The sequence below is a fragment of the Paenibacillus sp. PK1-4R genome (assembly GCF_030369595.1).
Lineage (GTDB): Bacteria > Bacillota > Bacilli > Paenibacillales > Paenibacillaceae > Paenibacillus.
In genome coordinates this window covers 3,210,907-3,227,479 of sequence record NZ_CP126535.1, presented here as the reverse complement: position 1 = coordinate 3,227,479, position 16,573 = coordinate 3,210,907, and the positions used below count along the sequence as shown (strand labels likewise).

Genomic DNA, 16,573 nt, shown 5'->3' with positions numbered 1-16,573 from the left:
CAGATGGCGGCATTTTATTCATTATTTATCCCAAACATTTTTCTCTCCAGAGTGAGTTCCCCACCAACTTCAATTTCAAGCTCATAGATGCCATTATCATCAAGTTCACATAAGCAGGCACTTCTGCTTATCATCTCGCATCCGTTCACCCATTCAGGAATATGAAGCTTCGTATTGATCCGCCGGTCCGCGACAAGTTCTGCCCGGAAGAAGCCCGAGCTCCGGTTCCATGTACAGGACATTCGACCTCCTGGTATGCACCAGTCAAGAATGGAACCCCGTACCCACCGTTCTGGCAATGCCGGCAGTAACTTGATCCACTGTTCTGACACATAGAGCAGCATTTCCTGTACTGCATTAACCCAGCCCATATTGGCATCCAGCTGAATCGGAGCAGCGGGCATGGACATACATACCCCCATATTACGCCAGTCATTATGCAAGGTATACCCATTACTCAGTACACAGGAGCGCGCAAGAATATCGAGACTTTCCAACGCCCGCTCACCATTGCCAAGTCGAGCATATATAGACGACATATGTGCAAGGGACCAACCACTCTGAGCACCAAGCCTTCTCTGATCAACTGCTGTCTCGAACGCTTGGAAAAGTTCTGGCTGTTCTTCACGGGTGACCTCCTGTCCTGGAAAAACAGGATACAGGTGTGAAAGATGACGATGATCACGTCGATCTTCAAACGCAGGATGCAGCCATTCTTTCACAGCTCCCTCCGCTTCAATTAGATAGTCGGGCATATGCTCCAGCATGGCTTCCCAGCACGGAATCTTAGTCGCATGCACTCCAGTTAGTCGACTGGCTGCAATGACATGCTGTAGCAGTTCTTTAATAATGGCAATGTCCATGGTGGCGTTAATGGTTGTAGGCATAGGGTGGGCCAGTGGCTGTCCATGCTTAGGCATAAAATTCTCAGGTGTATTCTCTGGCGAAACAGACGGGTATATCTTATATTTGCCGTCTTCACCCAGCACCAGAAAATCTTCATAGAACTGAAGGGCCTCCTTCATGAAGGGCAAGGCTTCCTCCAGCAGAAACTGCTTATCCCCAGTGAACTGATAATGTGCATAATAATGTCTGGCGATCCATCCTGCTGCTCCCGTCCAGTTCATGATTACGGGAACAATCTGGTTAGGCACCCCGATACCCGGTGTTGTTCCAGCGGGAATGTAGATTCCTCGGCAGCCATATAACTTGCGAGCATTGTCCCGAAAGTCATCCATTAATCCGTTGTAATAGCGGAACAACGAACGATTCAGATTGGATAAACCACCTACGTCAGTGTGCCAATACATCATTTGCACATTCTCATTAGCCATATTGTGGCCCCAGATCAAGCGATAATCACCACCCCACAAGCCGTATAATCCAAATGGCAATCCGCTATGTTCAGAGGTTCCGCTGATAAACAGATACCGACCATAGGCCCACATCTTGCGCACGAACCCTGTAGGTGCTTCACCTTCATAGGCTTCCAGAAGCAAGTCTTCATTACAGCGTCCGTCATCTGTTTTATCATCCAGATCAAGCTCAGCGGACCGAAACAGCGGTTGATGCAGTGAGATATGCCGATCCAGCAACGTATTGTAGTCGCTCTCAAGCGATGCGAGTTCCTGCTTCAACCGTGTCCATTCCTGCGCTCGTCTGCCCGTAGTAAACATTTTAACAAGCACAAGCACTTTTCCAGAGGTCTGGAAATGAAGTTGCCTGCTAAGCATGTCTTTGTTAGTTTCGCTTTCCTTTTGTTGATCATGACTCGCACCAGGTATTTCGTTCAATTGGATCAGTCGCAGCACCGCTCCGTAGTCCTGCCCATCGTCATTTCGCCCCCCATAGCACAGGTAGTCTCCACTATCATCCCGATCAATTCTTATCGTTATAGACGACTTTAGTACGTTGAACTCATCATCTTCTCTTACCCGGTCGCCCTGCGGGAATTGCAGGCCTATCGTCCCCGACAGCAATGAATGCTCAGTCGAACCTGTCCCCTGCGCACTTGCTCCATCTTTCAATCTATGAGTCTCGATCTCATAGACAACACAATCGTCTGCACGCGAGACGAACAGACTTCTTGTATAGTTGTCACTTCCGTCCTGCCAGCGCACATGAACTTCCCCTGTGTCCATATCCAGTTGCCGCCGGTATTTGCGAAAAGCGTTATTACACTTCATTTTCACCGTCATTGTAGCCAGTGGATATCGGGAAGACAACTTGGACGCGTAACCTTCTGCTTGCAGTGTACGGGTCAGATGCCAGCTTGCCTCTAAATATCGTTCCTCATCCATTAACTTACGAGTTTCTAATAAGGTATGACTGACATCGGGCAGCTCATCTTTGCGCCCCCAATGCCATAATTCACTGTGCTGCAAGAGCACAGTTTCAGTCTGAATTCCACCTTGCACTGAAGCACCAAGCTTACCGTTTCCGGAAGGAAGCGCTTCTCGCCACAACCCTTGCCACCAGGAAGAAGGATATTTCAGCAACATCTTGTTCCTGTCCGGCCGTATGCCTGTAGTGTCTGTGTGATCAGTGTGTTGGTTCACGCTTTTTCCGCCCCAAGTCTCTCCATCTCAATACTGGCTAGCAAGAACGGGGCTACGCCCATCTGCACATCGCTAACAACCTGTTCACTGATGTAATATTCATAAGAACCGTCCCGATACTTCTTCCCACCGAGTCCGGCACCATGACAGATGTGGTGAAGATGCACCCCTTTTTCATCTTCAGTGACTAACTGCTTCAATATTCCAGCATAGGCATGATCAACGACTTCACGGTCCAGTTCAGCCAGATAATGTAACCTGAGGCCTTTCGCGAGTGCATAGGTCAACATACAGGAAGCAGAGGCTTCCAGATAATTGCCGGCTCTTCCGTTCTGATCCATCACTTGGTACCAGAGTCCACTATCATGATCCTGAGCATGGGCAATCGCGTATGCCATTCGTTCAAATATGCCCATAATCTGTCCGCGCTGTGGGTGATCCACGGGAAAGTGCTCCAGTGCATCTACCACGGCCATTGCATACCATCCCATGGCCCGGCCCCAAACATGAACGGATCGACCAGTATCTTGAGCGCACCAGCGTTGTTCCCTGCTCTCATCCCAGGCATGGTGGAGTAAGCCATTACGCGGATTACGGGTCTTCCGCTCGATCAACAAAATCTGTCGTGCCACTTCATCGAAGCTCTCGGGATGATCGAAGGTGCTCGCATATTCCGCCAAAAAAGGTGAAGACATATAAATGCCATCCAACCACATCTGAAATGGATATATTTTCTTATGCCAGAATCCACCTTCACTTGTCCGTGGCTGTCCTTTAAGCTGGTCAACCAGGTGCAAAATTGCTTTAGCATATTTTTCATTGCCGGAATTCTTCCACTGGTTGAACAGATTTTTGCCTTCATTGATCATATCCAGGTTGTAATCATTCAACCGGTAGGTCCGAATGGTGCCATCATTCTCGATGAGGTCATCCATGTGACGCTGGACAAGTTCCGCGTAGCGGGATTCTTGATTCCATTCGGCGGCGTGTTCCAGTGCCATCAGCGTCATCCCGCCCACATAGCCCCATTTGCCTGCAATCTTGGGATGATTGCCATTCTGGCATTCGGAAAGCAAGGTATCTGCTATTTTGACAGACATTCTCCGTTCTTGTGTCACTGACTTTGTCGAAGTTCCAACCATATCGAAATCCTCCTTCTGATGGATTATGCCATCTGTACCGTTCAATCGGGGTTCAACGTTCTGATGATTACATCAAAGGATTAAGACCTTCCCACTTCACAGTCCAGCTACCATCCCGTGGAAATCCCGGATTTACTTGTTCTCCCGCTCCTGCCCAGCCGGCGGCCATCATGGCGACAGCGGTTAGGAGACCACCGTTCCCGGGAAGATATGCCCACAACCCTGCTCTCTGATAGTTGTGTCCATTAGGCAAATACGTGTTCTTCGTGGCATCCATCATCAGGAAATCCACTGCAAGCTCTGGTTCATTCAATCTGGCCGCTGTCATCGCGCACATCGGAAAATCCCACCCCCAGGCGGATTCCCAGTCCCAGCATTCTTTGACCTTGAGCAACGTATTTCTCATGATCTCCGGATCGATTAATGAACCTGGCAAAAGTCCAAGTGCTCCAACCATCGAGGGATGATCATGGTTTTTAACGGTGTAAGTGTCCGGACAATTCTCGTGTGCGAGATAAACTCCGTTCTCATGTCGTGGTTTAGCCATGTGCGAAGCCACTCTTCGCCAGTCTGGATTGGCTGGATGATTCAAACGCTCTGCCCAAAGGATGGCTATCTCCAAACCGAATTTCCAGTACTCCAGTTCATAGGGCGGATTCAAACTATCGTTCATGGCGTGATTCTCCTGCGCAGGAATAAGCGGCGGACCTAACACATACGCTTGCCTTTTCCCATCCCAATGGGCATAGGACACCATAAAGTCAGCCGCTTCAAATACAATATCCTTATACCTTGTTAACATAGCAGGGTCAGGCCGGGACAGATAACACATCTCCGCTAGTGCCATGGGATGTGGTTGCTGCCAGATCAATCCCGGAGCTACTGGCGACGGAGTCTGATGCCCGTTATAGCCCACCATTTTGGGCCATCGCGCACCGACATAACCTTGAGAGCGTGCCAGTTCGCGTGCTTCTGGCAGGATGGTCAGGTACCAGTCCATACTCTTGCACAACAGATCGGTCCGATTCCAGAGCGGAAAATGCGCTGCATGCCACCAATGCATCTCCAGATGCATTTTGCCGAACCAGCTGTTATACATATATCCGGTCTCTTGCGGTGGCATGGACCCACCACTGTGCACCGCACTCAGAAACTGGGATAGGATCACTCTACGCTCCAGTTCTGCGGCACGCGGATCTGAACTGCCTTCAAAATCAATCACTCCGCCATCATTCCAGAACTGATTCCAGTGGACCGAGCTTGATCGCAACACTGTATCTGCTGGTAAGGTTTCCGGCTTATGTGCAGCAAAAGACACACTGCACGACCAGATGTCCGAGTCTGATATGGCCTTGGGAGATAGTGTGAATTCATGAGTTCCCGTCTGTTCCAGTTGGCCTGCGTCCCAGATCCATTCCAATGTATATTCATCTTCATCCAGCACACGTTTTAATGATGCGGAAGTCGAAGTGGCCGATGTCAGCACAGTAGAATGTCTGTCATGTTGCTTCCAGTCGGGGAATACTGATTTTGACCAGCTCCGGTGTGTCATATCGGGCGCTGGAAATACAACAAACAGTTGCAGACGCTGCTTACGGATTAATTCGGATTGTACACAAATGGCGATACAATCGAGCCGTGGGTCACAGGCTGTCTCTACACTCACTTCTTCCCCCTGCACGGTAAATTCACTGTGCAGAATTCCGGTCCATAGATTCAATTCCTGACGTACTGGGACGACATGGGTGACGTCCGTCTCCTGACCATCTTCTCCTAGCAAACGAAATGAAATGCGTCCAAGCTGAAGTCGATGCGGGTTCTGCCTAAGCCAGTGATAGGCTTCTTCCTTGTCTTCGGGCTTCATGGGGTATGGCACTTTGCGGCCATATGTCTCAAATGCCTGATAGACAATATCCTCATCTCCGAATACATGATGACCGCCCGTATAATGCCAACCCCAGTTGGATTGTGTACCAAGAGGTATTTCATACAGATCTGGATACGTTTGAAGTCCCGTAAAATCAGCACTGAATGCAAATTCTCCATTACCTACAGATAAAGGCGATCTGGGCTCAAGCTGTGTTAATACCGGATGATTCCTGGTGACGACCGATTGTCGATCCATCAATGGCTCTGCCTCCTTGTCATTCTATGGGTTCAAGTATGGATCAAGATTCCTGTAGCACACCCCTGCGGCTTCGCATTATCTCCCTGTACTTGCCCGGTGTAATGTCTTTGTATTTTCGATACACACGAATAAAACTGTTCTCATGCTGATAACCCACCATCGTTGCGATCTCGGAAATTCTATAATCCGTATCCAGCAATAGTTCACAGGCACGTTCCATGCGAAGCTTAGTGAAATATCCGTGGATGGTATCGCCCATTTCCTGCTTGAACAACTGACTTGCCAAACTGCTTCCTATCCCAGCATGCTCGGCAATCTCCTGAATGCTTACCGAGTCTTCCAGATGGTTGTTCATAAATGCAATCATCTGTTGGCACAGTATGAAATCCTTGCTAAGCATAAGGCTACCGAACCAATCAGCCAAACCTTCGATCTGGCTTCGCAGCACTTCACAGACAGCCTCCAGATGCATGGTCTGCATATCCACCATTTCGAGTCCGCAACCTTCTGTCTCGCGCTTCAGGCGAGTTCGTTCAAGTGTAGCTGCAACAGCTTCAAGAAAGGCCAGCGCTGATGAAGGGTGCCATTGCTCGTGCGTCATTCGACCAACTATCTTGTCAAAAGTCCTCAGGGCTTCTTCACCCCTGCCTGCTTCGACGGTCTCCGTCAGTTGAGTCATGAATTCAAGTTCTTCCAATGTATTCTCGGTCGGTTGCAGACCCGAGATCTCTTCAAACGAAATAACTCGTTCATACCCCAAGTAGAATCTGTAATCCAGCGCACTCTCCGCCTCATGCATGGCTCGCTGAAGTCGCATGAATCCGTCGTGCCCCCCGCTTACGCCGCTCGACACCTGAAACTTGAGCAAGCGAGGAATCATGCCAATCGTCTCTCGTATTGCTGTGGCTACGCTCTTGCTACCGCCAGAATGAATCGGTTGAAGCATCACGAGCATCCGGTCTCTGCCCAGATCGGCTGATAACACCCGCCATTGTCCAGACAACAGTTCAGCTATGATATTACCAATGGCAAATTTCAGCAGGGAGTGATCTGACTTCGTAAAACGCTCACACCAGGCCTTATAATTATCAATCGACAACATGGCAATAGAGAGTGGCTCATCGCTCCAATCCTTGAAATAACGGCACCATTTCTCGCTAATTTCCCGACTTCCTGTCATATGTCCGTTATAGATATCCGTCAGAAATTTGGATGAAGCTTCCGGAAGGGTCTGCCTGAGATTGATGGCCTGCTGAGCATGATCCGTTAGCAGTTGCCCCGTTATTTTCTCCAGATCAATCTGCTCCGGATGGATTCTCTCCTGGTCGTACCCGCTGAGCAGTTGTCTCATGCGTCTTACCGGTCTAAAAGCAGCTGCATTGTAAACTGTGATCGTAACCGCTCCTGCTACAAGAGCCAACAAAGATACGATAAAAACAATATTGCGGATCTTCTGTGCATTAGCGAGGAGACTGTCTTGTGATATCACGGACAGATAACGCCATCCGGTGTACGGTGAAATGGTCTGTGAAGCCAGTAAAAGCTTACCTTCATGTTTAAACTCGCCAAGCTTTTCACCATCCAATTGGGCGAGTACATGACTGACCGCTTCCTTTCCGACGGCATAATTGCCGAGATCATATAAAGGCTGGTTGTTGGTGTCGAGGATGAACCGATGGCTGTCAAGGTCGGAGACGGATGAGAGCAGCATGTGCTCGAACATCTTCTCTGTCTTGAAATTAACTGCGATAATCCCTTTCAACTCGCCAGCGATCATTATTTTTCGGTAAAGTGTAATTTGCGGCATGGACACACCAGACGATGTGGAAATCTCACGTTGCTTGACCAGCATGGGACGATCTTCAAGTTCATCGGCAACGCTAACCCAATCCGAATCCGGGAAATTAACTTTGCTGGAGCTGTAGCCTTGTGGGAACGCAACAATGCTCTCCCGATTCATATCAAAAATGTAAGCGCTCTTAATAAAGGACGTACTACTGATTAAGGTTTCCAGAAATTGTACCAGTTCCGTAATATTGCGGTATGATCCCTGTACTTCATTGGTGAGAAATCGGTATACATTACTGTTCAGTGCAATTTTCACCGCAATCTGATCACTTTCCCGGATCACTTCATCAATATCATTCATGCTGATACGCAGCATCTGGTGTTGCGGCTCACTTAATTCCTGCTGTAACACCGATTTGGAAGAATAATACGTCGTCATCCCCACCCCAATAATAATCATGAAGACAACAACAGTCAGAATCAGCAGCAGCCGGGTCTGGGTATTGGTGACATTGAATTTTAGCCACTTTAAGAAGGAAAGGGTCACAATTATCCCACCTCATATGCAATATACCGATATTATACCGTTCCCATATGCCCAATACGACCCGGTCCAACAGCCTATTTTCTCCCTCTAAAAAGATGATTTCTCCAATTTCTCCGGTGTTCCGACCCTTTCCGTAGCGAAAACCGGCGTGTTTGTCTGCCATTCTTGCATGGCAATAGTTTCAAGCCCAGCAAGAAGTACAATGCCGATCCCATGGGTATCATTCAGATTCCAACCCAGTTCATGCTTATAATAATGATTTGTGAAGGAGTAGCTGGAGCCACGACATACGCCGTATACATTGCCTCTTTTATCAATTGTGCGCTCTGAAAGCCCCTTCCACCCTCGCTCCACCGCTTGTGCATAGGGTTTCGGATCTAACAGCCAGCCCATTCGAACACCCCGGGCATACGCATAGATGAACATGGAGGTACAGGATGTTTCCTCATATGATTCGGGGTCCGTTAATACCTGATGCCACAATCCGTTTCTGCCCTGCAATGGCAAGTACCCTTCACACAATTCCCTGTAGAACTGAATGAGAACTGTATAGGATGGATGCTCATGAGGAAGGGCCGTCAGCAGCTCCGATATGGAGAACAGCACCCAGCCGTTGCCTCGGCCCCAAGGGGTCCGTGTTGGCTCACCTCGCTCCACATCGAATACATGTGACATAATTTGCAGCTCTGGAATGTACAGATACTTTTTATACAAAAGAACCTGTCTTGCCGCTTCATCCAGCAGCTTATCGTCACCCGACCATTCGGCGTATCTACACAGGAACGGGATGCTCATATACAGATCATCACACCACATCGTGTTATCCATTGATCTGGAGACACCAATCTTGCGGTATAAAGTGCCATCTTCCAGACGGGACTGTTGATGCAAAATATAGTCAGCGATATGAGCTGCCGTCTCTGAAACGCCGTCCAACTTGCGTTCCCGATCGGCAAGCAGCATGGTGGCGCCGAAAGATCCACAGTCGTCCAGGCTGTCGATATGGGAGAGCTGATTATTCAGCCCAGCTGCACCATAACGTTCTCTGTCCCATAAGGAGTAGCTGAAACGTGAAGAGGCAAATTCAATGTGATTCAGCACGTAATCTCGAATATCCGATCGTTGACCCACTTTGCCAAGCTGAAGCAATCCGTATAACGTGACGCCCAGGGGATAGTTCCATCGGCCGAACCATTCATTTTCCAGAAATGGACGTACCTCTCCGTATGGCAGCTCTGTTCGCCAGTATACGTCTTCACCTGTTCCGCTAGGAGCAGTCCGCTTCATCTTCTGGCAGGAAGCCAGATCAATCTCCTGTTCCGCTTGAAAAGGACCCAGGTACAGCCACTTGCCTCTATGCCCTTTCACATCCAGTGCGGGTGTCAACATCTCATCTGTAGTTGCATCCATACGGAATCCCCAATCCCGGTCTCCACATACACAGTTCGCTGTCAGATCTTGCACAGCAGCAGATAATGGCAGTTCGAAACGGAAAAGTCCGGCTTGCTCTTGATGGAATACTACCTTACCCTCCACCCAGAATTCAATCGGGCTGTAGGCCTCACCGGAGATCAGCACAGTCTCCTTGCCACAATTGGTACCATTTATCTTCGTCCATGCATACGCAGACATGCCGCTGGTCAGTCCATACATCCGTGCCAACTGCCCATAAGGCGATGCCTTCTCGGGGTCTTCCTCCCGAGGCAACCAGTTAACGCCAGTGGCCTTCTCTCGCATGGGGCCAGAAGGAATTTCCTGCAACGGAAAATCCAACGGCTCGCTGTAGAGCCAGCCTTCTTCCCCATCTCGTTCGAGCGAAGGTACAATGAAGTGAAGTGGTTTGTTCTTCCGGGAGCCAGTGCCAAACTGGCCACCTCCCCCATTTTCGCCTGATTTGAATTCAAGAACGAAGTGATTCCAGCCTCTGACCAGCCCACATTTCAGTTTCAGAACAGGTATCGCTGGATATTCCTCTTCAGGTGCAGAACCATAGATCAGCACGCCATTATGAAACAACCTAACAGGTCCGAAGCAGGTGATATGAAAAACAAATTCCTGATCACTGTCACTCCACAGTTTGGCCCATGCATAGACCTGTTGTCCTTTGCTCATGTGGGGAAATAAATCGCCCAGCGGGAAGACGTAGCGGTGATCATCGGACTTGCGCACAAGTCCTGGCCTACTCACTCTGTAGACCGGGGGATGCGGAGGATTGGCGCCAATATACCTTCCCGCAATGCTCATCAGGGCGTGCATATCGTCTTCACCACTGTGATAAGCCATACTCTCCTCCGGTTCAAAATACACAGGTCTGCTCATGTCACTTCTCCCTCCCTTTGTGTGTGGGCACACTGCTGTTCCAACCACCCAGCACTTCATCTATGGAAATAGGCCGATGCTCTTCCACAGATCGCCACACTGCTTCTCCAGCGGCAACGGAATAAGCGCCGTCTTCAGCGCCAGACAGAATTCGGTAAGGGCGTTTCTTATCTTCGCCGAGGAAAATATCCTCCAGCAGCAGTGGATCTCCTCCTCCATGTCCGCCTTCACGATGAACAACATGGATCGTTTCTTTTGAACCAAAGAGCGGAAAGTAATCGATCGTCTGGACGGGTGTGGGAAAAGGCGTCCGGGCCGGCATATGATACTCCAATGTTTCTAGCCTGCCCTTCGTACCATTTATCGCCAAACGGTACCCTTCGTAAGGAAGTGAGAAATTGACCGAATAACTCATCAGCGCGCCGCCGCTATATTTCACGGTTGCGGCATACGTGTCTTCAATCTCAATGGTTGAATCGAAGATACACTGGTCGGGACGGTATGAAGTGTACGGAAACTCCTGCTGGCTTGTTGTACCGAGCTGGTTCAGATGGTCATCCGGTACCCGGATCTGACGACTGCGGGACGTCCAGCGGGAATAATAGGCACAATCTTCTGAGACATGACATGTTCGGCAATGTCTTCCGTCCTCCTGTGCCGGATTCCATTCACCTTCAGCCCCGTAATAGTTCAGTGCTCCATAGGCAAAAACTTCAACTGGCTTTTGATTGATCCACCACTGGACCAGATCAAAGTGGTGGGTACTTTTATGGACCGACAGACCGCCCGAGAATGCCCGTTCACGGTTCCACCGTTTAAAATAACTGGAGCCGTGATGGGTATCGATATACCAGTTAAGGTCGATGGAAGTGACGCGACCGAGTTTCCCCTCCTGAATTAATTCCTTGATACGCATGTGGATCGGCATATACCGATAATTGAACGTTACGGTAACGTTGCCCTTACTCCTTGCTTCTGCTTCCAGAATGCGTCTGGCATCAGCGCCTGTAGTCGTCATCGGCTTTTCGGTGATAACATCGAGATCCCGCTCCAACGCGGCGACAATATAGTGGGCATGAGTATCGTCCCTGCCAGCCACGATGATACAGTCAGGCCGAGTCTCATCAACCATGACCCCGAAATCCGAAGCTCCATATACCGCTACTTCTGTGTGCTCAGGAAAACGGTCGCGATAGACTTCAAACCGTGCAGGATCGCTATCCAGCAGGGCGACAACCTCTGAATTATGAGAGAACAGCTCATGAATTGGTTTTGCAAATTGTCCCAATGCTCTGCCGCTGACCCCGCATAGGGCATATCTCTTTTTCATTTTCTCACCTTCTCATACCATTCCTGTACACGCTGGGTGACCACTTCGCCCCCGGAAGCATTCCATTTCTTCACATATTCATCATAAGCCTCGATCGGCAGCTCGCCGATGACAATCTTGGTCAATACCTCTTGAAACAACTTGTGAGACTGGATATCAGGAAAACCTTCATACACAGAGGCTGGCAGACCGTCACCTGCAATTTGCCGTGCATCGGCAGTGCTGACTTCGAACATGTCTTTGACCATTCGCTGCTGATCTTCCGGATATGTCTCTTCAATCCGCTTGTTCATGTCTTCTGCTGTGGTCAGATTCTTCATACCCAAGGCAAGCGGTTTGTTGTCAGCAGGTGGAAGAATGACTTTGCGTCCATCCTTGACTTCATGCTGCTCACCTTCAAGACCAAAGCGACCAAACTCATCATTTTCAGGATTATAGAAGAAATCCAGCAGCTTCAGCGCATTTGGCGCATTATCCTGATTGGTGGCTGGGATCATCCATTCCGGTTCACCCATGCTTTTCTGGGTGACAAAAGCTTCAAACCCTTCGGCTTTGGGCAACGGCATTGCTGCAATGTAGGCATCTGGAGCCTGGGTCAGCATCGCATTGTACCGATCTCGCACATTTGCAGGCAAATGATACCAGCTGCCTACGAGGTTATTATTGATTTTGGCCTGCCACACTTCCCCTTTGTTCAGGAAGGTTTCATTGTCCAGCAGTTTTTCCACATATAACATGCGAATGAACTTGATTGCTTCCCGCATATTGTCGGTAGTCCCTGCGTACTGGATTTTTCCATCGTATTCATCCCATTCGGGATACCCTTCCCACATCGCTACCCCGTACATCGCAAACAGATGGTCCATCCATCTGCCGAATTCCCTGCCACTTGTTGGCAGTTCATCCGGTTTGCCGTTGCCATTCGGGTCCTTGTCACGGAAAGCAGTGAGCAGCTCGACATATTCATCAGTGGTCTTTGGCATCTCCATGCCCACCTTATCCACCCAATCCTGACGAATTAATGGTGCACGTTCAGGCACAAGGAATACCTTGGGCACATAATAGATTTTGCCGTCAGGGGAAGCAGAGCGTACGATATCCCAAGCTTCCTGAGGAATACTTTCCCACACATGCGGTGCATATTCAGGTAGCAGTTCATCCAGTGGTAACGCGCCTCCCTGCTGAATCAGTGTCTGCTCAATGCCTCCAATCGGACGCAGGATATCTGGCAGTTCATCCGAGGCAATCATCAGGTTTAAGTATTCGGATGGCTCCGAACCAGGAGGCGTTGTAATGAGTTCATACTGGACTCCCGTCTTTTCAGCAATGTATTTCACATGTGGATTATCCGCAGTTGGCAAGCTGCCAACGCCCATATGGCTTTTGAATACTTTGACTTTTACAGCTCCACCACTGCCTTCGCCGTTACCAACGTCATTTCCGGAACTTGTAGTAGCAGAGCCACAACCAGCGACCAACAGCATGGCTAGACTGAGCATTAGCGGCATCATCTTACGACTCAGTTGTTTTCTCATGGAATCATCCCCCTGAACATGGTTTATTCTTTCAGTGATCCGAGCAATGAACCTTTCACAAAATACTTCTGTAGATAAGGATACACCAAAATAATGGGAACGCTTGCAAAAAGTATCGTCGCTGCCTTTAACGTGGTTGTATTGAAGTTGTAATCCCCAAGAAACATATTTACCTGGGCCAGTTCCTCCGGGCTGGTTAAATACGCTCGTAGCTTCATCTGCAAAGGCCAGAGCCCTGGATCACGTAGAAACAGTACCGCCCGCTGGAACGTGTTCCAGTATCCCACCGCATAGAACAGACTGACCGTAGCCAGAACCGGCTTGGATAGCGGCAAATAAATCTGAAACAGGATCCGGAAGTCATGGCAACCGTCGATTCGGGCCGTGTCATCAAGTTCTTTGGGCAAGCTCATGAAAAAGGTACGCAGAATGACCATATTAAATGTGCCAATTACACCAGGAATAATCAGGGACCAGATGGAATTCATCATGCCCAGCTCCCTTACCGTCAGAAAGAATGGAATCATCGGGGCATTGAAAATCATCGTAATTACGATGCCCAGCATCACTTGTTTGCGAATCATGAATTCTCTGCGCGATAACGGAAAAGCGGTCAACACTGAAAACAACATACTAAGCGCAGTACCCACTACCGTAATGAATACGGTTACACCGAACGATTGCCATAAGCCTGAGCTTTGTAGAATGTGTTTCCATGACGCGAAAGTAAAGCCGACGGGCCACAGAAATACTTCTTTGGAGTCTGCCGCAACCGGCGAACTCAGGGAAACGGCAAGCAGATGTAGCAATGGAAGGAGCATCGTAAAGGCCGCAAGCGTCAGGAAAATGTAGTTGGCGGTTTGGAACAGCTTTTCTCCAATCGTCTGCTTGATCATTACCACAACCCCTCTCCTGATTTTCTCGCTAGCCGATTGAAGACCCAGAGCAGAATAAAGCCAATCACCGACTGAAATAGACCAATCGCTGTTGTTACGCTATATTGCCCTTGCAGGACACCAGAGCGGTATACGTACGTTTCAATGATATCCCCTACCGAGTAGGTCATCGGTGTCAGCAGGTTATAGATCTGATCAAAGCCAAGTTCCAGGAAATTGCCGATATTCAGCAGGAACAGGGTTAAGATCGTCGGGAACAACGCGGGCAATGTAATGTAGATCGTTTGCTTCCAGCGGTTCGCTCCGTCCATCACTGCCGCTTCATATTGCGTGGGATCAATGCCACTTACCGCAGCGAGATATATAATCGTTCCCCAACCTACCTCTTTCCAGATAGAGGACAGCACAACAATAGGTCGAAAATATTGCTCCTGCTGCATATACAGGATCGGCTCGAACCCGAACCATCCACGGACAGCGTTTACAAAACCACCCGAGGCTAGCACCTCAAACACGATCCCCCCGACAACAACCCAGGAGAGAAAATGAGGCAGATAAAACAGACTCTGCAAAAAGCGTTTGGCAAGCATTTTTCTAACTTCGTTAAACAATAGCGCTAGCAGGATGGGAGCAGGAAATCCGATCACCAGTTTGTATAAGGCAATCAGAGCTGTATTCCGAAGCACGTGATAGAAATCCTGATACGTAAAAATAAATTTGAAGTTATCCAGGCCAACCCATGGACTGCTCCATATGCCTTTCATAATCTGAAAGTTCTGAAATGCAATCACGCTTCCGCCCAGTGGAATGTACTTGAAAATAATATAGAACAAAATGCCGGGCAGGATCATGACATACAACATCCAGTGTTTTCTAATGTTACGCAGATAACTTGGTTTGACGGGTTTGTTGACTGTAACCCTGGGTTGCAACGTTGATGTTTCCGACAGCTCAGCCATACGATCGCGGGCCCCCTTTGACAGAATGATGGTGAATGACGAGCAGGCTCCTCTGTTCACATGTTAAGGGAGAGCGGGGTCAGCAACAATCGTTCAATCAGCCATAGCATGAGCCAATCGCTTGCGTGACGCGGGTTTGCAGGATTGGTTCATTCACTGGCGGAATGGTTGGTACTACATTGGCAACAAAAAAGGCCGCCATAGGCGACCTCCTAATGATTCCAATGAAGTTACTCTCCCAGAAAGATTACTTCGGTTTCCAATTCAACTTGGAACGTATCATATACTTTCTGCTGAATAAATTGGATCAGATCCATATAATCCTGGGCAGTAGCGTGATCCACATTTACGATAAAACCTGCATGCTTCATGGAGATTTCAGCGCCTCCGATGCGCGTGCCCTGCAAGTTGCAATCCTGAATCAGTTTACCGGCAAAATGCCCTTCGGGTCGTTTAAATACACTTCCACAAGAAGGGAACTCAAGCGGCTGCTTGGATTCTCTCAGGAACGTTAATTCCTTCATTTTGCTCGCAATATCTTCCTTGTTTCCTTTTTTGAGCCCGAATTCGGCCTCCAGTATGATATAGTGATCCATCTTGAAGAGACTATTTCGATAACCAAACTTCATCTCTTCTCGCGGGATCTCCAACACTGCGCCATCTTTGGTGATCACAGTCGCACGTTCAACAACATCTGCGATCTGACCGCCATAAGCACCGGCATTCATGTAAAGTGCGCCCCCCGTGCTGCCGGGAATGCCACAAGCAAACTCCAAACCGGTCAAGCTGTGCTCCAAAGCAAGTCTGGATACATCAATGATATCAACGCCGCTTTGCGCAATCATGCTGTCCTCACTCACTTTAATTTGATTGAAGTGGCTAAGAGAAATCGTTACTCCCCGGATGCCCCCGTCTTTAATAATGACGTTTGAGCCTTTTCCAATGACCGTCAGAGGTAACTGATGTAAGTTGGCAATTTCCACGATTTTAGTGATTTCGTCTATCGTTGTTGGATGGATGAGAATATCTGCGTTACCACCTATTTTAATAAACGTGTGATTTTTTAGTGGTTCATTGAATTTCACTTTTTCCAAAGGTATCTGATGCTCAAAAATATTCATGATTTTCTCTCCCTGAATTCATAAAGAAATGATTGCACCATCGCGAAAATGAGATGCTCCTTCTTTATTATATGCTAAATAGGAGATTTTGTTTGAAATTATGTTGTTTTCATTATAATTAATCGCATTCTCTTTAGATTTTGAAATTTTCCGTGAGTTCCTGAAGACGTGATGCCATGCGGGCCAGATAAGAAGAAGATGAGCTGATCTCCTGCATGGAAGCAAGCTGTTGCTCTGTTGCCGCAACTAC

General features: G+C 48.6%; 10 protein-coding genes and 1 pseudogene. All 11 read right to left on the bottom strand.

All coding sequences use genetic code 11. The annotated features are described in order from the left end of the window. Positions 1-14: 14 nt before the first annotated feature. Positions 15-2,501, bottom strand: a complete 2,487-nt coding sequence (locus QNO02_RS14090; protein ID WP_502921882.1) for a glycosyl hydrolase family 95 catalytic domain-containing protein — start codon at positions 2,499-2,501, stop codon at positions 15-17. Positions 2,502-2,554: 53 nt separating this feature from the next. After that, positions 2,555-3,700 (bottom strand): glycoside hydrolase family 88/105 protein, encoded by a 1,146-nt coding sequence (locus QNO02_RS14085; RefSeq protein WP_289392483.1) that lies wholly within the window; start codon positions 3,698-3,700, stop codon positions 2,555-2,557. Between the two features lie 67 nt (positions 3,701-3,767). Continuing rightward, a complete protein-coding gene (locus tag QNO02_RS14080; RefSeq protein WP_289392774.1) occupies positions 3,768-5,825 on the bottom strand; it encodes a glycoside hydrolase family 65 in 2,058 nt (685 codons plus the stop codon). Between the two features lie 43 nt (positions 5,826-5,868). Then, the gene (locus tag QNO02_RS14075; RefSeq protein WP_289392482.1) at positions 5,869-8,163 is read right to left on the bottom strand and encodes an AraC family transcriptional regulator; all 2,295 of its coding nucleotides are present in this window, start codon (positions 8,161-8,163) and stop codon (positions 5,869-5,871) included. Positions 8,164-8,250: 87 nt separating this feature from the next. Continuing rightward, a complete protein-coding gene (locus QNO02_RS14070) occupies positions 8,251-10,482 on the bottom strand; it encodes a glycoside hydrolase family 88/105 protein (protein WP_289392481.1) in 2,232 nt (743 codons plus the stop codon). A 1-nt stretch (position 10,483) separates the two neighbouring features. Beyond that, positions 10,484-11,812, bottom strand: a complete 1,329-nt coding sequence (locus QNO02_RS14065) for a Gfo/Idh/MocA family protein (protein WP_289392480.1) — start codon at positions 11,810-11,812, stop codon at positions 10,484-10,486. After that, positions 11,809-13,347 (bottom strand): extracellular solute-binding protein, encoded by a 1,539-nt coding sequence (locus tag QNO02_RS14060; protein WP_289392479.1) that lies wholly within the window; start codon positions 13,345-13,347, stop codon positions 11,809-11,811. Before QNO02_RS14060 ends, QNO02_RS14065 begins: the two co-directional genes overlap by 4 nt. Before the next feature lie 23 nt (positions 13,348-13,370). Next, complete coding sequence (locus QNO02_RS14055) at positions 13,371-14,240, bottom strand: carbohydrate ABC transporter permease (RefSeq protein WP_083679484.1); 870 nt, start codon at positions 14,238-14,240, stop codon at positions 13,371-13,373. A gap of 2 nt (positions 14,241-14,242) precedes the next feature. Next, positions 14,243-15,202, bottom strand: a complete 960-nt coding sequence (locus tag QNO02_RS14050; RefSeq protein WP_221819409.1) for an ABC transporter permease — start codon at positions 15,200-15,202, stop codon at positions 14,243-14,245. Between the two features lie 230 nt (positions 15,203-15,432). Continuing rightward, positions 15,433-16,341 carry a UDP-N-acetylmuramate dehydrogenase gene (gene murB / locus QNO02_RS14045; protein WP_430982046.1) on the bottom strand — a complete coding sequence of 303 codons (909 nt, stop codon included), beginning with the start codon at positions 16,339-16,341 and terminating at the stop codon, positions 15,433-15,435. A 115-nt stretch (positions 16,342-16,456) separates the two neighbouring features. After that, positions 16,457-16,561: pseudogene (locus tag QNO02_RS30395) on the bottom strand (hypothetical protein); the annotation flags it as partial. Between the last annotated feature and the right edge of the window lie 12 nt (positions 16,562-16,573).

Coding starts and splice junctions, on each gene's coding strand:
- QNO02_RS14050 (WP_221819409.1), bottom strand. CDS start 15,202: ATGGCTGAGCTGTCGGAAACATCAACGTTGCAACCCAGGGTTACAGTC.
- QNO02_RS14090 (WP_502921882.1), bottom strand. CDS start 2,501: ATGTTGCTGAAATATCCTTCTTCCTGGTGGCAAGGGTTGTGGCGAGAA.
- QNO02_RS14060 (WP_289392479.1), bottom strand. CDS start 13,347: ATGAGAAAACAACTGAGTCGTAAGATGATGCCGCTAATGCTCAGTCTA.
- QNO02_RS14065 (WP_289392480.1), bottom strand. CDS start 11,812: ATGAAAAAGAGATATGCCCTATGCGGGGTCAGCGGCAGAGCATTGGGA.
- QNO02_RS14085 (WP_289392483.1), bottom strand. CDS start 3,700: ATGGTTGGAACTTCGACAAAGTCAGTGACACAAGAACGGAGAATGTCT.
- QNO02_RS14070 (WP_289392481.1), bottom strand. CDS start 10,482: ATGAGCAGACCTGTGTATTTTGAACCGGAGGAGAGTATGGCTTATCAC.
- QNO02_RS14080 (WP_289392774.1), bottom strand. CDS start 5,825: ATGGATCGACAATCGGTCGTCACCAGGAATCATCCGGTATTAACACAG.